This is a genomic window from Jiangella alba (assembly GCF_900106035.1).
Lineage (GTDB): Bacteria > Actinomycetota > Actinomycetes > Jiangellales > Jiangellaceae > Jiangella > Jiangella alba.
Genome location: NZ_FNUC01000004.1, coordinates 766,186 through 790,835 on the forward strand (window position 1 = coordinate 766,186; position 24,650 = coordinate 790,835).

Below are 24,650 nucleotides of genomic sequence, written 5' to 3' on the forward strand. Positions count from 1 at the left end.
ACCCCGGTGCCCACAGCCCCGGCGCCCGCAACCCCGGCGCCCACAGCCCCGGTGCGCGGATCCGAACGACCGGCGGTCGCATGGCCGCGTATCGGTCTGGCCCGAGCGGCCGGTCGACGCCGGCCCAGACGACGCGGGCCCGGACGACGCCGGCCCGGACGACGCCGGCCTGGACGACGCGGGCCCGGACGACGCGGGCCCGGACGACGCCGGCTTGGACGAACTGCGCCCACACGAGCCGCCGGCACAAGGCGAGCAGCCGGGCCATCCGATCCATCCGAGCCGAGGCGGCGGCCGGGTGACCACCGCGGTGTGGTCGTCCGCAGCGTGGCTGGCGGAGGCGACCGGATGGCTCGACAACCAGCTCGCCGACGCAGGGCGGGTCCGCACCGGTCCGGTGAGCCAGCCGCACCTGCGCCCGTGGGGCACCGTCCTCACGGCGCCGACCGACCGTGGCCAGGTCTGGCTCAAGGCGCCGGGCCCGGAGACGGCGTTCGAGGTGCCGTTGTACGGGTTGCTGGCGCGAGTCGCGCCCGACAGCGTGCTGGCGCCGATCGCCGCCGACGTCGACCACGGCCGGCTACTGCTCCCCGACGGAGGTGCACCGCTGGGCGACGGGCTGGCGGCCGAGGATCTTCCGGACGCGCTGGCGGCCGTCGTGCCTCAGTACGCCGAGCTACAGCGCACCCTCGCCGCCCACGTCGGCGATCTGCTCACCTTCGGCCTCGCCGACATGCGGCCGGCAGCGTTGCCCGAGCGGCTGGACGAGGCCGTCGAGGCGATCGGCCGTTACCTCGGCCGGCACGCCTCCGACGACGACCACACCGCGTTGCGCCGGGTCGCCGCCGCCCGGCCGACAGTGGCCGAGTGGTGCGATCGGCTGACGGGCGGGGTCGCGACGGCCAGCCTGGACCACAACGACCTCCACGTCTGGAACGTCCTGACGACGCCCTCGGGCCGGCGTCGCTTCTACGACTGGGGCGACGCCGTCGTGGCGCACCCGTTCGCCAGCATGCTGGTGACGCTCGGCTTCCTGCGCTCCGAACTCCACCTCACCGACGACGACCCGCGGCTGCTGCGGGTGCGCGACGCCTATCTCGCGGGGTTCGCCGAGCTGGGCTCGCGGGCGGAGCTCGTGACGGAGCTGGAGCTGGCCTGCCGTGTCGGTTCGATCGCGCGGTCGTTGGTGTGGTTGCGCGCGGTCCGGGCCGAGAGATTCGAGCACGCGGGCACGTTCGCCCGGGCACCGCTGGAGACGCTGGCCGCGCTCTTGACTGAGTCGCCCTTCGACCTCGGCTGACGCAGCGACCCGGCCCACCAGACCACCTTCATCGCACCTCTCCCACCAACTCGACGACAGCGCACAGGCCGCCCGAACCCACCACCAGCACCACGGCGACACGCAGGCCGGCCATGGCACGACCCCCACCAGCACGACGACGGCGCACGGGCCGCTCGAACGCTCCACCCCGCCAGAGCACGATGGGGAGGTGAAGGACGGTGCCGCCGCGAAGACCGCCGGTGACGGCGGCGCGCCGCCGGTCGGCCGCCCCGGGCGCACCTGCCGCCGCGCCGTACACCCGGCTCCCGCGAACCGCGAACCGCGGACCAGCGCCTTCGACCGTCGCAGCCGCCGGGCGCGGATCACGACGACGATCCGTGCCGTGCCGTGCCGTGCCGTGCCGGTGGCGGCGGCGAGGCCGAGCGGGCAGGTATGCCGTCGTCGATCGAGCCATGGCGCACCGCCCGTCGGCGGGTCGGCCGGCGTCGTCCGCAGCAACGAGCGACGCCGGCCAAGGCGAGGGGCCGTCAGCGGCTGGTCACCCAGCCGCCACGGGGCTGCGGCCCCCAGCCGGGGCGGGCCGGCGGCCAGTCGCGGCGCTCGGCGGACCGTTCGTCGCGGCCTGGCGACGCCCAGCCACGGCGGCTCGCGCCGCCCCAACCCCGCTGGCTCAGACCGTCCCAACCTCGCCGACTCGAACCGTCCCGGCCACCGCGACCGAAATCGTCCTGCTCATCGAGGCCGGCATCGTCCCGATCGCTACGGCCGAAGTCGTTCCAGCCACGGCGGCTCGGGCCGTCCCAGCGACCAGGCGGACCCCAGCGGCCCGGCGGGCCCCAGCCGGGAGGTCCCCAGCCCGACCGCGGGCCGCCTCCGTCGTGGCGGTGCCAGTGGCGGCGCCGGCCGGGCGGCCCGCCGAGCAGGAACAGCAGCCCGAACACGAACAGCAGCCACGGCGCCGCCCAGACGATGAGGAACAGCAGCCCGCCGAACGCCATCATCGCCACCGGCGCCAGGAGCAGCAGCCGCGGCAGCGACCGCGGCCCACCGGCCCACGGCCCACGGGCCCGCGGCGAATGCGCCCGCGGTTCCGGCGAGAAGCCCGTCTGGACGGCGACCGGCTGCGGCAGGTCGGTGAAGAGCTCGTCGAGATCGTCGGCGAACCGCGCCGCCCAGGCGCGGCCGGACCGCTCATCGAACTCGTCCTTGGTGAGCCGGCCCGCGGCGAAGTGCTCGCCGAGGGCCGACACGGCGGCGTCGCGCTCGGCGTCGCCGACCCGGAAGGCCGGCCCGCTCATCGGGGGCCACCCTCCGGGTCGTCGCCGTCGGCGAGGATGCCGTACAGCTTGCGCCGGGTGTCGGCCAGCACCTCACGGGCGCGGGCCTGCTGGTCGGGGCTGCCGGTGGCCATGATCTGCCACAGCGCCTGTGCGGTCTGCCCGACGAGCGGACGCAGACCGGCGGCGTCGTCGTCCTCGGCGTTGGCCGACATCGACTCCCACGGCGCGTTGACCTCGGCCGCGTGCTCCTGGACGTACGTCTCACCCTCGGACGTCAGCCGGAACGTGCGACGGCCGCTCGCCTCGTCGGCCTCGATGAGCCCCTCGTCCTCGAGCTGTTGCAGCGTCGGGTAGATCGAGCCGGGGCTCGGCTTCCACGCACCGCCGCTGCGCTCGGCGATCTCCTGGATCATCTGGTAGCCGTTCATCGGCCGGTCGGCCAGCACCCCCAGGATCGCCGCGCGGATGTCGCCACGGCGCGCCTTCGGGCCTCGTCGCGCCCAGGGCGGCCCGCCCCACGGGCCACCACCCCACGGCGGTCCACCCCAGGAGCCGCGGCCCCCTCCGAACATGTCCCACGGCCCGAAGCCGTGTCCTCCGCGTCGTCCGTGCATCGTTCTCACCTACTCTTCCATCGAACGGTCGCGATACTCAGACGATATATCGCGATTGTTCAGGCGGCAACCCCTCAGGCGGAGTTACGCTCACGAGGTGACGACCGACGAGTTCCAGCTGCGCGCCAGTTCCTTCGGCGGGGTCGCCGACGTCTACGAACGCGCCCGGCCGGGTTACCCCGACGACGCGGTGCGCTGGCTGACCGGCGAGCGGCCGGCGCGGGTCCTCGACCTCGGCGCCGGGACCGGCAAGCTGACGAGGTCGCTCGTCGCCGCCGGGCACGCGGTCGTCGCGGTCGACCCGTCCGAGCCGATGCTCACCCAGCTACGGACGGCGCTCCCCGACGTCGACGCGCGGGCCGGGACGGCGGAGCGGCTGCCGCTGGACGACGCGTCCGTCGACGTCGTGACGGCGGGCCAGGCCTACCACTGGTTCGACCCGGCGACGGCGCTGCCCGAGATCGCCCGCGTGCTGCGTCCGGGCGGACGGCTCGGACTGGTGTGGAACCTGCGCGACGACTCCGTCGGCTGGGTGGACGAACTGTGGTCGATGTTCGGCGACCACGAGGGCCGGCGCGCCGACGACCCGCAGGTCGTCCCGCCGTTCGGGCCGTTCGAGCAGCGGACGTTCGTGCACGAGCAGCGGCTGGACCGCGACGGCCTGCTCGGCCTCATCGCGTCGCGCTCGTACGTGGCGATTCTCGCGGCGCCCGAGCGGGAGGCGCTGCTGGGCCGGGTCGGCGCACTCTACGACCGCGTCGCCGGCCCCGACGGCGTCGTGCTGCCGTACCGCACACACTGCTACCGCTCGACCCGCGCCTGACGGAGCTCGCGGCGCAGCCACGCCCGGCATCCGAGCCAGCGGCACACGGGAGCCGTGCGGGTTGCGCCGTGGTAGGCATGACCCTCCCGGCCCGGGTGGGGCCCACCCTACGGGCGGGCACCGACAACGCGCCTCAAAGCCCGGACCGGCCACACCTGCCGCCGCGCCAGTGCCGGACGGGGGTGGATTCGCGCGGTGGGGGTAGGTAAGGCTAGCCTCTGCTCATGCCCGTTCCCGCCGTCGACCGGCCGCCCGAGCCGTCCGGCAGCGCCGCGACCGGCTCCGGCAGCGCCTCGCCGAACGGCTCCGCGACGACCGACGACGCCGCGAGGGCGGCCGCCGGGCTGGTGCGCACGACCCGCGGCCGGCTGCTGTGGCTCGTCGTCTGCGCGGCCGTGCTGGCCGTGACCTGCCTGGCCAGCATCGCGATCGGCGCGAAGTACATCCCGCTGGACGAGGTCGTGCGCGCGCTGTTCGACTCCGGCGACGCGAACAACCAGGTCATCGTCGGGGACATGCGGGTCAACCGGACGTTGCTCGGCGTGATCTGCGGCATCGCGCTCGGCCTCGCCGGAGCGCTCATGCAGGCGCTCACCCGCAACCCGCTGGCCGACCCCGGCATCCTCGGCGTCAACGCCGGCGCCGCCTTCGCCGTGGTGCTCGGCGTGACGCTGTTCGGCTCGATGAGCCTGTACGGCTACATCTGGTTCGCGTTCGGCGGCGCGGCGCTGGCCAGCGTCGTCGTGTATGCGCTGGCGTCGCTGGGACGGGGTCAGGCGTCGCCGGTGCGGCTGGCGCTGTCGGGCATCGCGCTGGCGGCCGTGCTGCTCGGGTTCACCCAGGCGATGGTGATCATGGACCCGGAGGTCCTCGACGTCTACCGGTTCTGGCAGGTCGGGTCGCTGGCCGGGCGCGACGTCGAGACCGTCGGGTCGGTGCTGCCGTTCATCGTGGTCGGGGTGCTGCTCGCGCTGGGCCTGGCCCGGACGCTGGACGCGATGGCGCTCGGCGACGACACCGCCGCGGCGCTCGGGGTGAACGTGCTGCTGGCCCGCGTGATCGGCGTGCTGGCGGTGACGCTGCTGTGCGGCGCGGCGACGGCGGCGATGGGCCCGGTCGCGTTCGTCGGGCTGATCGTGCCGCACATCGTGCGCGCGTTCACTGGACCCGACCAACGCTGGATCCTGCCGTTCTGCCTGGTCGTCTCGCCGATCCTGCTGCTGGTGTCCGACATCGTCGGCCGGGTGGTGCTGTCGACGGGCGAGCTGCAGGTCGGCATCGTCACGACGGTCATCGGCGGGCCGGTGCTGATCGCGCTGGTGCGCCGCAAGCAGATGGTGGCGTCGTGACGGCCCCGGCCACGCCCGCGCGGACCCGGCGGTTCACCGTCGCACCGACCGACCTGTCGCCCACCGACCACGTGCTGCGCGGACCGCGCGAGCTGTCCGTCCGGTTCGACCGCCGCGTCGTGCTGATGTGCGGGCTGCTCGTCGCGGTGCTGGTCGCGGTGTTCCTGACGTCGCTGGCGGTCGGCGACTTCACCATCTCACCGGGCGACGTGGTCAGGACGCTGTTCGGGAACCCGCCGGACCCGCTGGCCGACTTCATCGTCAACGGCCGCCGGCTGCCGCGGGTGCTGGTCGCGTTCCTGGTCGGCGGCGCGCTGGGCGCGTCCGGCGCGGTGTTCCAGAGCCTGTCGCGCAACCCGCTGGGCAGCCCGGACGTCATCGGCTTCACGTCCGGCGCGTCGGCCGGCGCGGTGTTCGTGATCCTGGTGACGGGCGGCAGCATGCTGCAGGTCGCGGGCGGCGCCGTCATCGGCGGACTGGTCACCGCGATCGCCGTCTACCTGCTGGCGTACAAGCGCGGCGTCCAGGGCTTCCGGCTGATCCTCGTCGGCATCGCGGCCGGCGCCATGCTGACGTCGGCGGTCCACTACATGCTGATGCGCGCGGAGCTGATCCAGGCGGCCAGCGCGCAGGTCTGGCTCACCGGGTCGCTGAACACCCGCGCCTGGGACCACGTCATCGCCGTCGGCATCGGCGTCGCGCTGGTCGCGCCGATGCTCGCCGTCCTGTCGCGGCCGATGCGGCTGATCGAGATGGGCGACGAGGCCGCGACGGGGCTCGGCGTCAACGCCGAACGGACCCGGCTCGGCATGCTGATCGCCGCGACGGTGCTCGCCGCGATCGCCGTCGCGGCGGCCGGGCCGATCGCGTTCATCGCGCTGTCGGCGCCGCACCTGGCCCGGCGGCTGACGGGGGCGTCCGGCGCGGCGACCGGTGCGGCCGCGCTGATGGGCGCGGCGCTGCTGGGCGCCAGCGACCTCGTCGCCCAGTGGGTGCTGCCGACGCCGCTGCCGGTCGGTGTGGTGACGGTGTGTATCGGTGGTCTGTACCTCGTCTGGCTCCTCGCGCGGGAAGGGCGGCGCAACCATGTCTGAACCCCGGCTGCACGGGAACGACCTCACGCTCGCATACGACGAGCGGGTCATCTCCCGCGAGCTGTCCGTGTCGATCCCGGACGGGTCGTTCACGGTGATCGTCGGGCCGAACGCGTGCGGCAAGTCGACGCTGCTGCGCGCGCTGGCCCGCATGCTCAAGCCGTCAGCCGGCGCCGTGCATCTGGACGGCCAGCTGATCACCCAGTACTCGACGAAGGAGGCGGCGCGCCGGCTCGGGCTGCTGCCGCAGTCGTCGATCGCGCCCGAGGGCATCACCGTCGCCGATCTCGTGTCGCGCGGCCGGTACCCGCACCAGCGGCTGTTCCGGCAGTGGTCCGGCGCCGACACCGAGGCGGTGGCGGACGCGATGGCGAACACGGGCATCACCGACCTGCGGCACCGCCGGGTGGACGAGCTGTCCGGGGGGCAGCGGCAGCGGGTCTGGCTGGCGATGGTACTGGCGCAGCAGACGCCGATCCTGCTGCTGGACGAGCCGACGACGTTCCTCGACATCGCGCACCAGATCGAGGTGCTCGACCTCTGCCACGACCTGCACGTGTCGCACGGCCGCACACTGGTCGCCGTCCTGCACGACCTCAACCACGCCTGCCGCTACGCGACCCACCTGATCGCGATGCGCGACGGCGAGATCGTCGCCGAGGGCGCGCCGTCGGCCATCGTCGACGAGACGCTGGTGCGTGACGTGTTCGGGCTGGCCTGCCGCATCATCGACGACCCCGAGACCGGCACGCCGCTGGTCATCCCGGCCGCGAAGCAGCCGGTCGTCACCACGGCGTGAACTCGGCGGCCGCCTCGCGCAGCGCCGTCCGGAACGCCTGGACGGGGAGCGGGGCGGGCGAGCGGCCGTAGGTGGCGACGGCGACGGTGCGGCCGTCGCCGGGCAGCGGGTCGGCCCGGACGCCGGGATGACGGTTCGCCGTCAGCGCCAGCCCGGGCAGCGTGCTCACCCCGAGCCCGGCCGCGACCAGCGCCTGGACCGCCACGTAGTCGTCGGTCTCGAACGCGATGGCGGGCGTGAACCCGGCCCGCTCGCAGGACGCGACGAGGTGCGCGCGGCACCGCTCGCACCCGGCGATCCAGCGGGCGCCGGCGAACGCGGCGAGAGCGCCGGCGGGACCGGCGCGCGCGTCACCGGCCGGTGCGCCAGCGGCCGGCGCGTCACCGGCGGGATCGGCGCGCGCGAGTCTGTCGGTGCCCGCCCGTAGGGTGGGCACCCTCCCAGCCGGGCGGGGACCGAACTCCGCGTCATCGGCGCGCGCGGCGCCGGCCGGCACGTCACCAGCCGGCAAGTCATCGGCGAGCTCGGCGCGCGCGTCAGCGGCCGGCGCGTCACCGGCGACCGTGTCGCCCTCGAGCGCATCACCGGCCCGCAAGCCACCAGCCGGCGCGTCACCGGCCGGCGCGTCACCAGCGGCCGGCGCGCCAGCGGCGGGATCGGCGCGCGCGAGTCTGTCGGTGCCCGCCCGTAGGGTGGGCACCCTCCCAGCCGGGCGGCGACCGAACTCCGCGTCGCCGACGAGCGCATCACCGGCCGGCACGTCACCACCCAGCGCGTCATCGACGAGCTCAGCACCAGCAAGCTCGGCAGCGGCCGGGGTCACGAGGTAGAGCGGCTCGGTGAGCAGCGGCTCGACCGTCACGCCGCGTTCCTCCAGCGGGCCGTGTGCGAAGACGACCGCGACGTCGACGGCGCCGGTGCGCAGGGCCGTCATCGCGGCCGGCGGCTCGGCCTCGGTGAGCGCCAGCTCGACGTCCGGATGCGCGGCCGCGAACCGGGCCGCTGCCGCCGGAACCAGCGTGGCCAGCGCCGACGGGAACGCCGCCAGCCGGACCCGGCCGGTGCGCAGGCCCGCGTGCGCCGACAGCTCCGTCTCGGCCGCCTCGACCTGGCCCAGGATCTCCTCGGCCCGCCGCGCCAGCAGCTCGCCCGCCTCGGTGAGCCGCAGCCCGCGGCCGGCCCGCTGGGTCAGCGGCAGCCCCACCTCCGCCTCGAGCCGGGCGAGATGGTGACTGACGGAGGGCTGGGCGTAGTGCAGTGCGTCGGCGGCCGCCGTGACCGACCCCTCGCGGGCGACCGCCACCAGCACCCGCAACCGGGTCAGATCCAGCATGCATAGACGATATCGATGGAGACCGAGAAGACCGGCATTGGACCTATGAGTCGTCGCGGGTGACGGTGGATGGATGGAGCCACCCACCCTCGCCGACGTCCTGGACGCCCAGCGGCTGCTCGCCGCACACCTGCCGCCGACACCCACGTGGAACTATCCCGCGCTGGACGCGACGGCCGGCGCGACGGTGTTCGTCAAGCACGAGAACGCCCAGCCGACCGGCGCGTTCAAGGTGCGCGGAGGGATCACGCTGCTGTCGCGGCTGGACCCGGTGGTGCGCCGCCGCGGCGTCGTCGGGTACTCGACCGGCAACCACGCGCAGTCGCTGGCGTACGCGGCGCACCTGTTCGGCGTCCCGTGCACCATCGTCATGCCGGAGCACCCCAACCCGGCCAAGGCCGACGCCGTGCGGCGGCTCGGCGCGGAACTGGTCGAGCACGGCGCGACCTTCGACGACGCCGCGCCGCACGCCCAGGCTCTGGCGGACGAGCGCGGGATGTGGCTGGTCAGCGCGGCGAACGATCCGGACATCATCGCCGGGGTCGCGACGGCGTACGCCGAGCTGTTCGCGCAGCAGCCGCACCTGGACGCCGTCGTCGTCCCGGTCGGGAGCGGCAGCGGCGCGGCGGCGGCCTGCCTGGTCGCGGCCGCGCTGGCGCCCGGGTGCGAGGTGATCGCGGTGCAGGCGGCGGACTCGCCGGCGGCGTACGAGTCCTGGCGCGACGGCGAGCTCCTGCGGCGGCCGAACCGGACCGCCGTCGAGGGACTGGCCACCGGATCCGGGTTCGCGCTGCCGCAGCAGGTGATGCGCGAGCGGCTCACCGACTTCGTGCTGGTCGACGACGACCAGATCGCCGCGGCGCAGTGGTGCCTCATGCGCGACGCGCACACGCTGTCCGAGGGCGCCGGCGCGGCCGCGCTCGCGGCGGTGCTGGCCGACCCGGACCGGTTCGCCGGCCGTCGCGTCGCCGTCGTCTGCACCGGCGGCAACGCCAGCGAGGCGGAGATCCGGCGCAGCGCCGGGCTCGGCGAGGCAGCCGTGGCGCCGGCGCTCGCCCTCAGCCGGCGGTCGTGAAGACGTCCGACGAGATCGTCTGGTTGCCGCTCTGCTCGATCGCCAGCACCTCCCAGCTGTACGCGGTGCCGGCCTTCAGGAATCCCGGAGGGACGTCCACGCTGGTGGCCGACGGCGGCATCATCACGTCCATCGTGGCCTCCGGCAGCGCGTCGAGCCCGGTGTTCTCGTCCACCACGATCACCTCGTACGCGATGATCGGGCTCCCGTTCGCCGGCCCGACCCGCTCCCAGGTCACGGTGGTGTCGGCCGGATCCTGCGGTCCGTCGCCCTCGGTCGGCGAGACCAACGTGGGCCCGTCGGGGAGGTCGTGGGTCAGCTCCGCCTCCCCGACCAGCCGCTCGCCGTCGATGCCCCGGCCGCGGAACTCGTAGGTCCCCTCCGGGAAGCGGGCGAGCAGCTCGTCCAGGGGCAGGTCGGTGAACGGCGGCTCGCCGCTCTCCAGGAACAGCTCGGTGCCGCCCTGCCGGCCGAGGCTCCCCTTGGCCGTCGACGTGAAGATCCGCCGGCCGTGTGGGTCGAAGACCGACAGCCGGGCCCACGGGTCCTCGGCATCGCCGAAGACCTGGACGCCGCCGTCGCCGTCCGTGGAGTTGATCTCGAACTTCAGGCGCGCATCCTCCAGCTGCACGACCGGTGGTGCGCCCCGGGACGTCGACGCGGCGCCCCCATCGGCGAGTGCCGCACCGGCCAGGCCGCCCGCGGCCAGGACCGGCGCAAGTGCCGCCACCCATAGTCCTTTCATGGCTCCTCCCTCATCCGTTGTCGTGAGGTCTCAGCCGTGACCCTAGGAAGCCGGTGCTGAAACAGGACTGAACGCTAGGGTCCGGTGCATGGAGCAGCCGGTCATCGTCGTCGCCGTCGCGGTCGTCGCGGTGTCGCTGGCGGCCGTGCTGCTCACGCGGCTGGTCCGGTCACGGCTGGTGCTGGGCACCACCGAGGACCAGACGACGTACCGCATCCTGCACACGACGAGCCTCGCCTCGCCGGAGCTGCGGGCCGGGCTGGCCGCGGGCGCCGACAAGGCCGTCCGGCATCTGCGCGAACTGCTGGCCACGCCCGCCATGGCGCTCACCGACGGCGACGACGTCGTGACGTGGGACGGCGTGGGCGCGAACCAGCACGTGCACGACGTCCGGCGGCACGCGGCCCGCGCGCTGGACGGCGGCACCGACGTGCTGGGGCCGAACGTCGTCGAGTGCGACCGGGTCGACTGCCCCGTCCGGCACGCCGTCGCCGCCGCTCTGACGACGGACGAGCGGGTGGCCGGCGCGCTGATCGCGTACACCTCGGCGCGGCCGTCCGCCGGTCTCGTCCGCGCCGTCGAGGAGGTCGCCCGGTTCGTGTCCGGTCAGCTGGAACTGGCCGAGTTCGACCGCGAACGGGCCAAGCTGGCCGAGGCGGAGATCCGGGCGCTGCGGGCGCAGATCTCGCCGCACTTCATCTACAACGCGCTCGGCGCCATCGCGTCGTACGTCCGCACCGACCCCGAGCACGCCCGCGAGCTGCTGCTGGAGTTCGCCGACTTCACCCGGTACTCGTTCCGGCGGCACGGCGACTTCACGACGCTGGCCGAGGAACTGCGCTCGATCGAGCGGTACCTGACGCTGGAGAAGGCGCGGTTCGGCGACCGGCTGTCGGTGACGCTGCGGGTCGCGCCCGAGGTGCTGCCCGTCGCCGTCCCGTTCCTGTGCCTGCAGCCGCTGGTCGAGAACGCCGTGCGGCACGGGCTGGAGGGCCGCGCCGACCCCGGGCACATCACGATCATCGCCGAGGACGCCGGCAACGAGGCCCTGATCAGCATCGACGACGACGGCGTCGGCATGGACCCCGAGCTGGCCCGCGGCCTGCTCACCGGCGACGCCGGCGACCGCGTCGGCCTCGGCAACGTCGACGAACGGCTGCGCGCCGTCTTCGGCGACGAATACGGCCTGGTCATCGAGACCGCGCACGGCGCCGGGACGAAGGTCAGCCTGCGGGTGCCCAAGTACCGCCCCGGCGTGCACGCGACCTAGCTCCGGTGGACCAGCGCGCGTAGCTCGACGCAACATATGGACGTGACCGTTGAGGAGCGCCCCACGAGGGGCGAGATCTGGCAAGCTCGCATACCAGCCGACCTGGCTCGTGACGTCGAGAAGGATGCCGAGGTGCTCGGTCTGAAGGGTCGAAGCGAGATCGTCCGCGAAGCACTGAACCGGTGGCATCGGCAACCACTCGCACAACGCATGGCCGATGAGATCGCTGAGTACTACGGGGGCGAGCAACCCCCGCTGCCCGCCGGCCTGGACCGCTGATGTCGGGCTGGCCGCCCGCGCGTGGTGAGATCTGGGACGCGGACATCGTCGAAGCCGGTGTGCTCCCCGCCGTCGTGCTCTCGGCCGCCGACCTCAACCAGCGACTCGGAGACCTCACGGTTGTCGTCATCACCGGCACTCCGGGCCCCGCAGTGACCCATGTCCCGCTCAACAACCCAGGACTGACCGGCTCCCAGCCGTTCTATGCCGACGCGACCTATCTACGGCCGGTGACGAAGGAGCAGTTCATCGAACGGCGTGGACTGTGCTCGAAGGATGAGCTGATGCGCATCGGGAGCCTGGTCCGGGTGTACCTGGAGCTGTAATCTCGCCGCCATGCTCAGCGTTCTGGCGGTCGACGACGAGCCACCGGCGCTGGCCGAGCTCGCCTACCTGCTGGAGCAGAACGAGCACGTCGGCCAGGTGCTGACGGCCGGTGACGGGGCGGCGGCGCTGCGCCTGCTCGAGCAGCAGCACGTCGACACCGTCTTCCTCGACATCCGGATGCCCGGCCTGTCCGGCCTCGACCTCGCCCGCGTGCTGGCCCGGTTCCGCCGCCCGCCCGCCGTCGTGTTCGTGACGGCGTACGACGACCACGCCGTCACCGCGTTCGACCTCAACGCCGTCGACTACGTGATGAAGCCGTACCGGCGCGAGCGGCTGTTCGAGGCGATCCGGCGGGCCACCGACGCGGTGAGCGATGCGCGGGCGGCCGGCGACGACGCGGACGACGAGACCATCTCGGTCGAGCTGGGCGGCGTCACCCGGTTCATCCGGCGCAGCGAGGTCGCCTACGTCAGCGCCCAGGGCGACTACGCCCGGCTGCACACCGCCGACGGCGGCAGCCACCTGCTGCGGATGCCGCTCGCGACGCTCGAGGACCGCTGGGCACCGGTCGGGTTCGTCCGCATCCACCGCAGCTACCTGGTCGCACTGACGTCCATCGAGGAGCTGCGCGCCGACGCCGGGCGGTACACCGTCGTCATCGGCGAGACCACGCTGCCGGTGAGCCGGCGACACACCCGCGAGCTGCGCGACCGCCTGGTCCGGCGGGCCGGCGGGACCCGGTGACGCCGTGACGGAGCGCGTCACCGTCACCGGGCCGCGGCGTCGCCGGCCACCCGCCCGCCGTCGCGCCGTCACCGCGGAGATCGACGCGCAGACGCAGCTCGGCGAGGTGTACATGCGGGCGCTGCTGCGCGCCCAGCTGCGGCTCAGCCTGTCCGTCGCCGGCGTCGTGCTGGGGCTGCTGGCGACGCTGCCACTGCTGTTCGCCGTCGCGCCGCGGGTCAGCGCGATCGAGCTGGCCGGCGTGCCGCTGCCGTGGCTGGTGCTCGGCGGGCTGATCTATCCCGCGCTGGTCGCGGCGGCCTGGTTCTACATCCGCGCCGCCGAACGGGTCGAGCGCGACTTCGGCGACATGGTGAACCGGCGGTGAGCACCACCATCGGCATCGTCGCGGTCGCCCTGACCGCGGTCGCGACCGTCCTCATCGGCATGTACGGCGTCCGCGCCGCCCGCACCACCAGCGACTTCTACGTCGCGTCCCGCACCGTGACGCCGTGGTGGAACGCGTCGGCCATCGGCGGCGAGTACCTCTCGGCGGCGTCGTTCCTGGGCGTGGCCGGGCTGGTGCTGGCGTACGGGACCGACATGCTGTGGTTCCCGGTCGGCTACACGGCCGGGTACCTCATGCTGCTGGTGCTGGTGGCGGCGCCGCTGCGGCGATCCGGGGCGTACACGCTGCCCGACTTCGCCGAGGCGCGGCTGGAGTCGGCGGCGGCGCGGCGGGTGGCCAGCATCCTCGTCGTCACCATCGGCTGGCTGTACCTGCTGCCGCAGTTCCAGGCCGCCGGACTGACGCTGCGCACCGTCACCGGGGCGCCGCAGTGGGCCGGCCCCGTCGTCGTCGCGCTGGTCGTGCTGGTGAGCGTGCTCGGCGGCGGCATGCGCAGCATCACGTTCGTCCAGGCGTTCCAGTACTGGCTGAAGCTGACCGCGCTGCTGGTGCCGGTGATCTTCCTGCTGCTGGTGTGGGCCGGCGACGGACGGCCCGAGCTGGCCGCGCCCGGCGAGCCGGTGTTCGAGGAGGCGACGTCGGTCGAGGTCACCATCGACGTGACGGTGGACGTGCCGTCGCGGGTCGTGGTCGTCGCGGACGGGTCGCCGCTGGTGCTGGAGCCCGGCGAGCACGACATCGAGGCCGGGACGGTCCTGGACTTCCCGGCCGGCGCGCCGATCCCGCACGCCTCGTCGCTGACGCCGATGACCGGCGAGGCGTGGGCGCTGCCGCTGACCTCGGGCGGCGACCATCCGCTGTATGCGACGTACTCGCTGATCGTCGCGCTGTTCTTCGGCACGATGGGGCTGCCGCACGTGCTGGTGCGGTTCTACACCAACCCCGACGGACGGGCCGCGCGGCGCACGACGCTGGCGGTGCTCGGGCTGCTGGGCGTGTTCTACGTGCTGCCCGGGCTGTACGGCGCACTGGGCCGGCTGTACACGCCGGAACTGCTGCTCACCGGCCGGACGGACGCCGTCGTGCTGGTGCTGCCCGGGCGGCTGGTCGACGGGGCGGCCGGCGAGGCGCTGTCGATGCTGGTGACGGCGGGCGCGTTCGCGGCGTTCCTGTCGACGTCGTCGGGGCTGACGGTGTCGGTGGCCGGCGTGCTGTCGCAGGACCTGCTGCACGCGCGGGTCCGCAACCCCGTCACCGGGTTCCGGCTGGGCGCGTTCCTGGCGCTGCTGGTGCCGATCGGGCTCGCGTTGACCAGCCCGTTCCTCGGGATCGCCGACGTGGTCGGCCTCGCCTTCGCCGTCGCGGCGTCGTCGTTCTGCCCGCTGCTGCTGCTCGGCATCTGGTGGCGGCGGCTGACCTGGCCGGGCGCCGTGGCGGGCCTGCTGGTGGGCGGCGGCGCCTCCACCCTCGCCGTCGTCGTGACGATCCTCGGCGGTCCGCAGTCGGGGTGGATCGGCGCCCTCCTCGCCCAGCCGGCCGCCTGGACGATGCCGCTCGCCTTCCTCGTCATGATCGCCGTCTCCCTGGCGACGCAGCAGCACATGGCGCCGGGGGTGAACCGCACCATGGTCCGCCTGCACACCCCCGAGAACCTCGACCTCAACCGCGGCGACTGGGACCCCGAGGACCGCTGGCGCACGTAGGACCTACTCGGTCCGCAGCGCCGTGGCCGTGCGGGTGCGAGCGGCCCAGCCGGCCGGCGGCAGCGACCCGGCGATCGCCACCAGCACACCGGCGGCGCCGAGCAGGACCAGCAGACCCGGCCCGTACACGTCCGTCACGATCTGCGGCAGCCGCAGGCCGGCGCTGTCGCCCATGGCGGGCATGACGACGGCGTGCAGGGCGTAGCCGAGCGCGACGCCCACCGCGGCGCCCACGACGCCGGGCAGCAGGACCGATGCGAGCACCAGCGTGATGGTCTGGCGCGGCGCCATGCCGAGTGCCTTGTGGATGCCGAGCTCACGGACCCGGTCGCGGATGTCGAGCAGGACGCCGTTGAGCACGCCCAGCACGGCGACGGTGACGAGCAGCAGCGACAGCATCGCGGCCAGCGCGTTCAGCGTCGCGGTGACGGTGCTCTCCTGCTCCTCGCCGCCGGGCATGGCCGCCAGGCCGAGCGGCTCGACCTCAGCGGTGAGGGCGTCGATGTACGCGCCGACGTCGGTGCCGTCGGCCACGGCCACGTGGTAGTCGAACGGGGTGAGCGGCCGGCCCGCGTCGGCGAACGTGGCCGCGTCGATGAACACGGTCTTGCCGCCGTCGGTCGTGTCGAACACCTCGCCGACGATCCGCACCGGAATCGCGACGCCCTCGTGGTTCAGCGTGATGGTGTCGCCGACGGCGGACCCGCTCGCCGTCAGGAACGGCGTCGGGAGCACCACCTCGCCGGCCCGCTCGATCCAGCGGCCGGAGATCATCTCGTAGCCGCCCCACGACGCGTCGCCGGTGAACGCCTCGACCTCCACCGCGCCGGTCATCCCGGACACCGTCACCTCGGCCCGCGCCGTGCTGTAGAAGTCCTCTGTCTCCGGCTGGGCCTCGATGACGGCGGCGACGGCGGCATGGTCGGCAGTCGCGCCGCCCTCCGGGCGGGTCCCCGGCCCCGCCATCACCGGCTGCACGCGCACGTCGGCGCTGTCGTTGGCCGTCGCGGCCAGCACCTCGCTCAGCGACGAGCCCAGCCCGACGGTGAAGGTGATGGCCGTGGCGCCGAACGCGACGCTGGCCATCATGGCGACGGCGCGCGCCGGCCGGGCGAACGGACGCACCAGTCCGAGGCTGAGCGGCCGCGGCACCGGCAGCCGAGCCGCCAGCCGCGCGGCGCCGAGTCCCCGGCCGGCGGCCGGCGTGCGTCCGACCGCGAGCGCGTCGACGGTGCGCAGCCGCCCGGCCCGCCAGGCGGCGGCCACCGCGGTGACGGCCACGACCAGCAGGATCGCGGCGGACGCGGCGACGTTCACCCACCACGCGACAGCCAGCCCGGAGGCGCCGTACGCGGTCTCCGCCTGGTCCAGGATCGGCACCGCGAGCAGGTTGCCGGCGACGACGCCGAGCACCGTGCCGACGGCGGCCGGCACGAGCGCCTGCACGACGTAGGCGCGCACGACCTGCGACGGGGTGAAGCCCAGCGACTTGAGGATGCCGATGCGGCGCGCACCGGAGCCGACGGCGCTCGCGATCACGTTGCCGACGATCAACACCGACATGAGCAGCCCGATCAGGCCGAAGGCGGCGAGGAACGGCACGAACAGCGCCGTTTCGCGGGTCAGGTCCTCGCGCACGGCGAGCCACGACTGCGACCCGGTCATCGCGTCGGCACCCACGACGGCGGCGACGGCGTCCCGGCCCGCGGCCACGTCCGCCACGGTCTCGGCGTCGGCGAACCGGAAGAGCATCTGGTACGCCACGGACGCGCCGGGCGCCGTCAGCCCCTCGACCGCCGCCGGCGTCGTCCACGCGTCCGCCGTCCGGGTCGCCGAGCGGGCCTTGCCGACGACCGTCAGCGTCGGGCTGCCGGGTGCGTCGGCGAAGGTGAGCGTCGTGCCGAGCGGCTCGGGCCGGTCGGCGGCGACGACGATCTCGTCCGCCGTGTCCGCCCACTCGCCCTCGGTCAGCGCGAGCTCGTCGACGTCGCTGCCGGGGTCGTCGCGGCCGACGACCGTGATCGGGCCGGTCGTCCCGCCGCCGGGACCGCCCGGCCCCTCGCCCGGCTCCTCGTCGGCCGGCAGCTCGATGGTCGGAGCGATCGACACCGCCGGGAACGGCCCGGCCGTCGCGGTCACGCCGTCGGCCGAACCGCCGGCCGCCGACAGGTCCGCGGCGCTCACCGCGCCCCCGTCGAACTGCGCCGACAGGTGCGCGCCGTCGTACCGGCCGAACGCGTCGTCGAACGGGTCGTCGGACGCGACCAGCAGCGACCCGCCCAGGATCGTCGCGGTCACCGCCATCATCGTCGACAGCGTGATCACGACGGTCTGCACCCGGCGCCGTCCGACGCCGGAGCGCACCACCGTGCCCAGCCCGCTCACCGGACCGGCTCCGCCCTGACGTCGGAGACGACCCGCCCGTCCACCAGCTCGACCGTGCGGGTCGTGCAGGCCCGGGCCAGCCGGACGTCGTGCGTGACGACGACGATCGTCTGCCCGTCTGCGTTCAGGTCCGCGAGCAGCCCGATGACGTCCTCACCCGACGCGGTGTCCAGGGCGCCGGTCGGCTCGTCGGCGAGCAGCAGCGGCGGCCGGTTCATCAGCGCCCGGGCGACCGCGACACGCTGCCGCTCGCCGCCGGACAGCCGGCCCGGATAGGCGCCGGTGTGACGGTCGATCCCGAGCGTCTCGAGCAGCTCGCCGGCCCGGCGCCGGGCCTCCCTCCGGGGCATGCCGGCCAGCTGTGCCGGCAGCACGACGTTCTCGGTCACGGTGAGGTCGTCGAGCAGGTTGAAGAACTGGAAGATCATCCCGAGCGTGCGGCGACGGTAGCCCGCGGACGCGGTCTCGCCCAGGGAGTCGACGCGCACGCCGTTCACCGTCACGGTGCCGGAGTCCGGGCGGTCCAGCCCGGCGACCAGGTTGAGCAGCGTCGACTTGCCGCTGCCGGACGGCCCCAGGATCGCGACCGCCTCGCCCGGGACGACGGTGAGCGTCACGTCGTCCAGGGCCGGCGGGCCCTCGTCGTAGCGGCGGGTGGCGGCGCGTACGGCGATCATCGGTTCGGTCATGGTCGGTTCCCTTCGGGTCCGCGGGGTGGCCAGCTCGACGCTAGGAGCGCGCCCACGCCGTCCGCGTCTGTCGTGGGAGCCATCTCGGATACCGCGATCGGACGACCCCCGCCCGTGTCATCCCCTGGATGTAGTCCCCCGGGGTAGCCGGGCTCCTCCCTGATGACGTCGCCACCGGCCCGGCCGTCGGCCAGAATGGACCGGTGACGTGGCTGTCGATCGCGCAGCGGCTGCGCGGCTGGGCGACGCTGGTCGCGCGGCCGTCCGGTCCGCCGCCGCGGCCGACCCGTCGCAACCTGTTCTTCGACGCCGGCCTGGCCCTGGCGGTGGCCGTCGCCGCGGTCTGGTACGCGCTCGACGGCTCCGACGGCCCGCTCCTCGTCGTGCAGGACGTCGGGATGCCGGAGCCGCCGGCGCCTCCGCCGCCGGAGGGCCCGGACTCCGACACCCGGATCCAGGGGACGATCACCGCGCTCGCCTGCTCGGCGGCGCTCGTGCTGCGCCGGCGGTTCCCGCTCACCGTCCTGTGCGTCGTGCTGGCCGTCACCACCATCGTCGTCTCCGACGAGCCGCGGCTCACGTTCTACGCGCTGGTCATCGCCGCGTACAGCGCGGCGGCGTACAGCCCGTACCGGGTGCCGACGATCGCGGCCATCGGCGCGACGACGGTGGCGGTCACCATCGCGCACGACTCCGCGCTGCCGGTCGTGTCCGCCGACTACGTCCCGCTGCTGGTGCTCGTGCCGATCGCCGTCGCGGCCGACGGCCTGCGCCGGTGGAAACTGCGGGTCGAGCAGGGCCGGGTCCGGATGGCGGAGCTGGAACGCGAGCAGGCCGCGGCGGTGCGTCGCGCCGCCGAGGACGAACGGTCCCGGCTGGCCCGTGAGCTGCATGACGTCGTCACCCACAACGTGAGCGTCATGGTCATCCAGGCCGGCGCCGCCCGGACGGTGATGGCGACGGCGCCGGAGCAGGCGAACGAGGCGCTGCTCGCCGTCGAGGCCGGCGGGCGGGCGGCGATGGCCGACCTGCGCCAGGTCATGGGACTGCTGAGCCGCGACGACGATGGCTCGGAGCCGGGCGACCCGGACGACCTGGCCCCGCAGCCGGGCCTCGACCGGCTGAACTCGCTGGTCGACCGGGTCCGCGCCGCCGGCCTGCCGGTCGAGCTGACGGTCACCGGACGGGTCCGGCCGCTGCCGCCGGGCATCGAGCTGGCCGCCTACCGTGTGGTGCAGGAGGCGCTGACCAACACGATGACGCACGCACAGGGCTCCGCCGCCACGGTCACGCTCGACTACGGCGACGATCGCCTGCGCGTCGACGTCGCCGACACCGGCGGCACGCCCGTCACGCCCGCGAAGTCCGGCGGCGGCCGCGGCCTGACCGGGCTGGGCGACCGGCTGGCCGTCCACGGCGGCACACTGGTGACCGGGCGCCGGCTCACCGGCGGCTACCGGGTCCAGGCCGAGCTGCCGGTGGAGGCGTCGTGACCGAAACGCTGCGCGTCGTCGTCGCCGACGACCAGACGCTCGTCCGCACCGGGTTCCGGTTGATCCTGACCGCCGGCGGCATCGACGTCGTCGCCGAGGCGACGAACGGCGCGGAGGCCGTCGACGCCGTCCGCCGGACCCGTCCCGACGTCGTCCTGATGGACATCCGGATGCCGGAGCTCGACGGCCTCGAGGCGACCCGGCGGATCCTGACCAGCGCGGCCGGCGAGCCGCGGATCATCATCCTGACCACGTTCGACCTCGACCAGTACGTCTACGCCGCGCTGTCCGCCGGCGCCAGCGGCTTCCTGCTCAAGGACGTCACGCCCGAGCAGCTGGTGACCGCCGTCCGCACCGTCCGGGCCGGCGACGCCCTGCTCGCCCCGGTCATCACCCGGCGGCTGGTGGCCCGGTTCGCCCACCGCGACGGCGATTCGGCCGCCCAGCATCGTGACCTGTCCGAGCTGACGCCGCGCGAGGTCGAGGTGCTGACACTCGTCGCCCGCGGGCTGAGCAACGCCGAGCTGGCGCAGCGACTGCACATCTCCGAGGCGACGGTCAAGACGCATGTGGCGCGCGTCCTCGCCAAGCTGGGCGTCCGCGACCGCGTCCAGGCCGTGGTGGTCGCCTACGAGACCGGCCTGGTCACCGTCGGGGACGCACAGCCGAGCTGAGGTCAGGACCGACCGCTCGTCGCACTGCAACGACCGTTCATCGCAGGCCCGAACTCCGCACGCCGCAGTCTCGAACCGCTCACCGCACGCCCCTGTGCGGCGTCTCCCGAGGCCGGAGGCCCCGGCCCTACCGTGGCGCCCCACCGGATCACTGTGAGCCGGACCACATGACGACGAGGAGGTCGGAGCGTGGCCAGTCTCGAGACACCCCCGCCCGAACGCGCCGTGCCCACCGCCGAGGAGTACGAGCGCATGCAGGCCAGCCCGGAGTTCGCCGAACTCCGCCGGCGGTTCCGCAATTTCGCGTTCCCCATGACCGCCGCCTTCCTGTCCTGGTACCTGCTGTACGTGCTGCTGTCGACGTACGCGGTCGACTTCATGTCGGAACGGGTGGTCGGCAACATCAACGTCGGCCTGCTGTTCGGTCTCGGCCAGTTCGCGTCGACGTTCCTGATCACGTGGCTGTACATCCGGCACGCCGACCGGAAGCTGGACCCGATCGCCAAGCAGATCCGCGACGAGCTGGAGGAGGTGCGCTGATGGAGACCCATGTCGGCAGTCCCGGCGTCAACATCACGATCTTCGCCCTCTTCGTCGCGGTCACGCTGGTCATCGTGCTGCGTGCGTCGAAGAACAACCGGACCGCGGCGGACTTCTACGCCGGCGGCCGGGCGTTCACCGGCCAGCAGAACGGCATCGCGATCGCCGGCGACTACCTGTCCGCCGCGTCGTTCCTCGGCATCGCCGGGGCCATCGCGATCTACGGCTACGACGGCTTCCTGTACTCCATCGGCTTCCTGGTGGCGTGGCTGGTGGCACTGCTGCTGGTCGCCGAGCTGCTGCGGAACACCGGCCGGTTCACCATGGCGGACGTGCTGTCGTTCCGGATGCGGCAGCGCCCGGTACGGACGGCGGCCGCGACGTCGACGCTCGCGGTGTCGTTCTTCTACCTGCTGGCCCAGATGGCCGGCGCCGGTGGCCTCGTCGCGCTGCTGCTGGGCGTCACCGACCGCGGCGGGCAGGGCGTCGTCATCGCCGTCGTGGGCGCGCTGATGGTCTTCTACGTCCTGGTGGGCGGCATGAAGGGCACCACCTGGGTGCAGATCGTCAAGGCGGTCCTGCTGATCACCGGCGCCTTCGTCATGACGATCTGGGTGCTGGCGCAGCACGACTTCAACCTGTCGCAGCTGCTCGGCGCGGCCGTCGACAGCGCCGGCGGCGCCGCTGGCCTGCTGGACCCGATGAACCAGTACGGCGCGTCGGACACCTCGAAGCTGGACTTCATCTCGCTGGCGCTGGCCCTGGTGCTCGGCACCGCCGGCCTGCCGCACGTCCTGATGCGCTTCTACACGGTGCCGACGTCGCGCGACGCCCGGCACAGCGTGACCTGGGCGATCGCGCTGATCGGCCTGTTCTACCTGCTGACGCTGGTGCTCGGGTACGGCGCGGGCGCGCTGGTCGGCCCGGAGGAGATCCTGGGCGCACCGGGCGGCGTGAACTCCGCGGCGCCGCTACTGGCCTACGAACTGGGCGGGACGATCCTGCTCGGCGTCATCGCGGCGGTGGCGTTCGCGACCATCCTCGCCGTCGTCGCGGGCCTGACGATCACCGCGTCGGCCTCGTTCGCGCACGACGTGTACGCCAACGTCATCAAGAAGGGCGAGGTGGAGCCGAACGACGAGGTGCGGGTCGCCCGCATCACCGCCGTCGTCATCGGCGCGGTGGCCATCGTCGGCGGCATCTTCGCCAACGGCCAGAACATCGCGTTCCTCGTGGCGCTCGCGTTCGCCGTCGCCGCCAGCGCGAACCTGCCGGTGATCCTGTACTCGCTGTTCTGGAGGCGGTTCAACACCCAGGGCGCGGTGTGGAGCATCTACGGCGGTCTGCTGACGGCGGTGACGTTGATCGTGTTCTCGCCGGTGGTGTCGGGCAAGCCGGTGAACCCGGCGACCGGCCGCAGCCCGTCGATGTTGCAGGACGTCGACTTCCACTGGTTCCCGCTCGACAACCCCGGCATCATCTCGATTCCGGCCGGATTCTTGTTCGGTTTCGTGGGGGCCCGGTTGTCCAAGGAATACAACAAGGCCAAGTACGCCGAAATGGAAGTCAGGTCCCTGACCGGCGCCGGAGCCGAGAAGGCCACGTCCGCGCACTGACACCGGCGCGCGCTGCCGTCGACCCTTGTCGTCCTTGCCCAGCAGGGCCATGCGATGGTGAGGTTAGACGGCAGCGCGCCCCGATGCGCCGCCGGGCAGTCGCGGTTGCCCAGGATCACTGACATGAGGAGCAGACCGAACGTGACCAATGACGCTCTCTCCAATCTGCTGCATGAGGACCGGAGCTTCCCCCCGTCCGCGGAGTTCGCCGCCCAGGCCAACGCCAAAGCAGACCTGTACGAGGAGGCCTCGGCGGACCGCCTGGCGTTCTGGGAGCGCCAGGCTCGTGAGCTGCTGAGCTGGAACACCGAGTGGTCCCAGGTGCTCGACTGGAGCAACCCGCCGTTCGCCAAGTGGTTCGTCGGCGGCAAGCTCAACGTCGCCTACAACTGCGTCGACCGGCACGTCGAGGCCGGCCACGGCGACCGCGTCGCCATCTACTGGGAGGGCGAGCCCGGCGACAGCCGCGCGCTGACCTACGCCGACCTGCAGCGCGAGGTCTCGAAGGCCGCCAACGCGCTGACGGAGCTGGGCGTCGGCCACGGCGACCGCGTCGCGATCTACCTGCCGATGATCCCCGAGGCGGCCATCTCGATGCTGGCCTGCGCCCGCATCGGCGCCATCCACTCGGTGGTGTTCGGCGGGTTCTCGGCCGAGGCGCTGCGCAGCCGCATCGAGGACGCGCAGGCCAAGCTGGTCATCACGGCCGACGGCGGGTTCCGGCGGGGCAAGCCGTCGGCGCTGAAGCCGGCCGTCGACGAAGCCGTCGCGAAGTCGCCGTCCATCGAGAAGGTGCTGGTCGTGCGGCGCACCGAGCAGGAGGTCGCCTGGGACGACAGCCACGACGTGTGGTGGCACGACCTCGTCGACCGCCAGTCCGACCAGCACGACCCGCAGCCGCACGACGCCGAGGACACCCTGTACATCCTGTACACGTCCGGCACCACCGGGAAGCCGAAGGGCATCAAGCACACGTCGGCCGGTTACCTGCTGCAGTCCGCGTACACCCACCGCAACGTCTTCGACCTCAAGCCCGAGACCGACGTGTACTGGTGCACGGCCGACGTCGGCTGGGTCACCGGCCACAGCTACATCGTCTACGGGCCGCTGGCCAACGGCGCCACGCAGGTGATGTACGAGGGCACGCCCGACTTCCCCGAGGCCGGCCGCTGGTGGGACATCGTCGAGAAGTACAAGGTCAGCATCCTGTACACCGCGCCGACGGCCATCCGCACGTTCATGAAGCAGGGCGACGAGATCCCCGGCCGCCGCGACCTCTCGTCGCTGCGGGTCCTGGGCAGCGTCGGCGAGCCGATCAACCCCGAGGCGTGGATCTGGTACCGCCGCGTCATCGGCGGCGACCGCACCCCCGTCGTCGACACGTGGTGGCAGACCGAGACCGGCGCCATCATGATCAGCCCGCTGCCCGGCGTCACGTCCGCCAAGCCCGGCTCGGCACAGACTCCGGTGCCGGGCATCGTGGCCGACGTGGTCGACGACGCCGGCAACGTGGTGCCCGACGGCCACGGCGGCTACCTCGTGCTGACCGAGCCGTGGCCGTCCATGCTGCGCACCATCTGGGGCGACGACGAGCGCTTCATCGACACCTACTGGTCGCGCTTCCCGGGCCGCTACTTCGCCGGCGACGGCGCCAAGAAGGACGACGACGGCGACATCTGGCTGCTCGGCCGCGTCGACGACGTCATGAACGTGTCGGGCCACCGCATCTCCACCACGGAGGTCGAGTCGGCGCTGGTGTCGCACCCGAAGGTGGCCGAGTCCGCCGTCGTCGGCGCCTCCGACCCGACCACCGGCCAGGGCATCGTCGCGTTCGTCATCCTGCGCACCGCCGCGGGCGACGGCGGCGCCGACGTCGTCCAGGAATTGCGCAACCACGTGGCGAAGGAGATCGGCCCGATCGCCAAGCCGCGGCAGATCATGGTCGTGCCGGAGCTGCCGAAGACGCGTTCCGGCAAGATCATGCGCCGTCTCCTGCGCGACGTCGCCGAGAACCGCGAGCTGGGCGACGTCCAGACGCTGGCCGACCCGACGGTCATGAACCTCATCAGCGACGGCCTGTCGAAGGGCTCGTCCGAGGACTGACCTCAGCACCATGACGTGGGCCGGCGCCGTTTCGACGGCGCCGGC

General features: G+C 73.4%; 23 protein-coding genes and 1 pseudogene. 17 read left to right on the forward strand and 7 right to left on the reverse strand.

Going from position 1 to position 24,650, the window contains the following annotated elements; genetic code table 11:
• Positions 1-298 precede the first annotated feature (298 nt).
• The gene (locus tag BLV02_RS21310) at positions 299-1,300 is read left to right on the forward strand and encodes an aminoglycoside phosphotransferase family protein (protein WP_069110035.1); all 1,002 of its coding nucleotides are present in this window, start codon (positions 299-301) and stop codon (positions 1,298-1,300) included.
• A gap of 509 nt (positions 1,301-1,809) precedes the next feature.
• Here the strand turns inward: BLV02_RS21310 and BLV02_RS21315 are convergent.
• Positions 1,810-2,580 carry a DUF1707 SHOCT-like domain-containing protein gene (locus BLV02_RS21315; protein WP_069110036.1) on the reverse strand — a complete coding sequence of 257 codons (771 nt, stop codon included), beginning with the start codon at positions 2,578-2,580 and terminating at the stop codon, positions 1,810-1,812.
• Complete coding sequence (locus BLV02_RS21320; protein ID WP_083288406.1) at positions 2,577-3,176, reverse strand: PadR family transcriptional regulator; 600 nt, start codon at positions 3,174-3,176, stop codon at positions 2,577-2,579. Before BLV02_RS21320 ends, BLV02_RS21315 begins: the two co-directional genes overlap by 4 nt.
• Positions 3,177-3,273: 97 nt before the next feature.
• Here BLV02_RS21320 and BLV02_RS21325 point away from each other — a divergent pair, with 97 nt between their 5' ends.
• From BLV02_RS21325 to BLV02_RS21340, 4 genes are all read left to right on the forward strand, one after another.
• Positions 3,274-3,999 (forward strand): class I SAM-dependent methyltransferase, encoded by a 726-nt coding sequence (locus BLV02_RS21325; RefSeq protein ID WP_069110037.1) that lies wholly within the window; start codon positions 3,274-3,276, stop codon positions 3,997-3,999.
• 224 nt (positions 4,000-4,223) lie between these two features.
• Entirely contained in the window at positions 4,224-5,348 is a 1,125-nt protein-coding gene (locus tag BLV02_RS21330; RefSeq protein WP_083288365.1) for a FecCD family ABC transporter permease, read from the forward strand.
• A complete protein-coding gene (locus tag BLV02_RS21335) occupies positions 5,345-6,442 on the forward strand; it encodes a FecCD family ABC transporter permease (protein WP_216094058.1) in 1,098 nt (365 codons plus the stop codon). Before BLV02_RS21330 ends, BLV02_RS21335 begins: the two co-directional genes overlap by 4 nt.
• Positions 6,435-7,241, forward strand: a complete 807-nt coding sequence (locus BLV02_RS21340) for an ABC transporter ATP-binding protein (RefSeq protein ID WP_069110038.1) — start codon at positions 6,435-6,437, stop codon at positions 7,239-7,241. The genes BLV02_RS21335 and BLV02_RS21340 overlap by 8 nt, the downstream gene beginning before the upstream one ends.
• Here the strand turns inward: BLV02_RS21340 and BLV02_RS38340 are convergent.
• A complete protein-coding gene (locus tag BLV02_RS38340; RefSeq protein ID WP_342762401.1) occupies positions 7,228-8,001 on the reverse strand; it encodes a LysR substrate-binding domain-containing protein in 774 nt (257 codons plus the stop codon). The genes BLV02_RS21340 and BLV02_RS38340 overlap by 14 nt on opposite strands.
• Positions 8,002-8,034: 33 nt before the next feature.
• Positions 8,035-8,574, reverse strand: a pseudogene (locus BLV02_RS38345) (LysR family transcriptional regulator); the annotation flags it as partial.
• A 73-nt stretch (positions 8,575-8,647) separates the two neighbouring features.
• Between BLV02_RS38345 and BLV02_RS21355 the strand changes: the two are divergent.
• Positions 8,648-9,649 (forward strand): threonine ammonia-lyase, encoded by a 1,002-nt coding sequence (locus BLV02_RS21355; protein WP_069110039.1) that lies wholly within the window; start codon positions 8,648-8,650, stop codon positions 9,647-9,649.
• On the opposite strand, the gene BLV02_RS21360 is transcribed toward BLV02_RS21355, so the two are convergent.
• Positions 9,633-10,394, reverse strand: coding sequence for a fibronectin type III domain-containing protein (locus BLV02_RS21360; RefSeq protein ID WP_141711434.1), 762 nt, complete (start codon positions 10,392-10,394; stop codon positions 9,633-9,635). The genes BLV02_RS21355 and BLV02_RS21360 overlap by 17 nt on opposite strands.
• Before the next feature lie 88 nt (positions 10,395-10,482).
• Between BLV02_RS21360 and BLV02_RS21365 the strand changes: the two genes are divergently transcribed.
• Genes BLV02_RS21365 through BLV02_RS21390 form a run of 6 tightly spaced genes read left to right on the forward strand, consistent with a single transcriptional unit; the run spans position 10,483 to position 15,105 of the window.
• Positions 10,483-11,664, forward strand: coding sequence for a sensor histidine kinase (locus tag BLV02_RS21365; RefSeq protein ID WP_069110041.1), 1,182 nt, complete (start codon positions 10,483-10,485; stop codon positions 11,662-11,664).
• Between the two features lie 42 nt (positions 11,665-11,706).
• A complete protein-coding gene (locus BLV02_RS21370; RefSeq protein ID WP_171906674.1) occupies positions 11,707-11,943 on the forward strand; it encodes a ribbon-helix-helix protein, CopG family in 237 nt (78 codons plus the stop codon).
• Positions 11,943-12,269: a type II toxin-antitoxin system PemK/MazF family toxin gene (locus BLV02_RS21375; protein WP_069110043.1), complete on the forward strand. Its 327-nt coding sequence runs from the start codon at positions 11,943-11,945 to the stop codon at positions 12,267-12,269. The genes BLV02_RS21370 and BLV02_RS21375 overlap by 1 nt, the downstream gene beginning before the upstream one ends.
• A 10-nt stretch (positions 12,270-12,279) precedes the next feature.
• Positions 12,280-13,014, forward strand: coding sequence for a LytR/AlgR family response regulator transcription factor (locus tag BLV02_RS21380; RefSeq protein WP_069110044.1), 735 nt, complete (start codon positions 12,280-12,282; stop codon positions 13,012-13,014).
• Positions 13,015-13,018: 4 nt separating this feature from the next.
• Positions 13,019-13,381 carry a hypothetical protein gene (locus tag BLV02_RS21385; protein WP_069110045.1) on the forward strand — a complete coding sequence of 121 codons (363 nt, stop codon included), beginning with the start codon at positions 13,019-13,021 and terminating at the stop codon, positions 13,379-13,381.
• Complete coding sequence (locus tag BLV02_RS21390) at positions 13,378-15,105, forward strand: sodium/solute symporter (RefSeq protein ID WP_069110046.1); 1,728 nt, start codon at positions 13,378-13,380, stop codon at positions 15,103-15,105. The genes BLV02_RS21385 and BLV02_RS21390 overlap by 4 nt, the downstream gene beginning before the upstream one ends.
• 3 nt (positions 15,106-15,108) lie before the next feature.
• On the opposite strand, the gene BLV02_RS21395 is transcribed toward BLV02_RS21390, so the two are convergent.
• Together BLV02_RS21395 and BLV02_RS21400 are read right to left on the reverse strand one after the other, a co-directional pair.
• Complete coding sequence (locus BLV02_RS21395) at positions 15,109-17,490, reverse strand: ABC transporter permease (RefSeq protein WP_171906675.1); 2,382 nt, start codon at positions 17,488-17,490, stop codon at positions 15,109-15,111.
• The gene (locus BLV02_RS21400) at positions 17,487-18,179 is read right to left on the reverse strand and encodes an ABC transporter ATP-binding protein (RefSeq protein WP_069110047.1); all 693 of its coding nucleotides are present in this window, start codon (positions 18,177-18,179) and stop codon (positions 17,487-17,489) included. The genes BLV02_RS21395 and BLV02_RS21400 overlap by 4 nt, the downstream gene beginning before the upstream one ends.
• Before the next feature lie 203 nt (positions 18,180-18,382).
• On the opposite strand from BLV02_RS21400, the gene BLV02_RS21405 reads away from it, so the two are divergent.
• The 5 genes from BLV02_RS21405 (at position 18,383) to acs (ending at position 24,605) form a co-directional block, all read left to right on the forward strand.
• Positions 18,383-19,672 carry a sensor histidine kinase gene (locus tag BLV02_RS21405; protein ID WP_069110048.1) on the forward strand — a complete coding sequence of 430 codons (1,290 nt, stop codon included), beginning with the start codon at positions 18,383-18,385 and terminating at the stop codon, positions 19,670-19,672.
• Positions 19,669-20,346 (forward strand): response regulator, encoded by a 678-nt coding sequence (locus tag BLV02_RS21410; protein ID WP_069110049.1) that lies wholly within the window; start codon positions 19,669-19,671, stop codon positions 20,344-20,346. The genes BLV02_RS21405 and BLV02_RS21410 overlap by 4 nt, the downstream gene beginning before the upstream one ends.
• A 252-nt stretch (positions 20,347-20,598) precedes the next feature.
• On the forward strand, positions 20,599-20,886 hold the full coding sequence (locus BLV02_RS21415; RefSeq protein ID WP_074946937.1) for a DUF485 domain-containing protein: 288 nt from the start codon (positions 20,599-20,601) through the stop codon (positions 20,884-20,886).
• Positions 20,886-22,502 (forward strand): solute symporter family protein, encoded by a 1,617-nt coding sequence (locus BLV02_RS21420; RefSeq protein ID WP_069110051.1) that lies wholly within the window; start codon positions 20,886-20,888, stop codon positions 22,500-22,502. Before BLV02_RS21415 ends, BLV02_RS21420 begins: the two co-directional genes overlap by 1 nt.
• Positions 22,503-22,625: 123 nt before the next feature.
• The gene (gene acs, locus BLV02_RS21425; RefSeq protein WP_074946571.1) at positions 22,626-24,605 is read left to right on the forward strand and encodes an acetate--CoA ligase; all 1,980 of its coding nucleotides are present in this window, start codon (positions 22,626-22,628) and stop codon (positions 24,603-24,605) included.
• Positions 24,606-24,650: the final 45 nt, after the last annotated feature.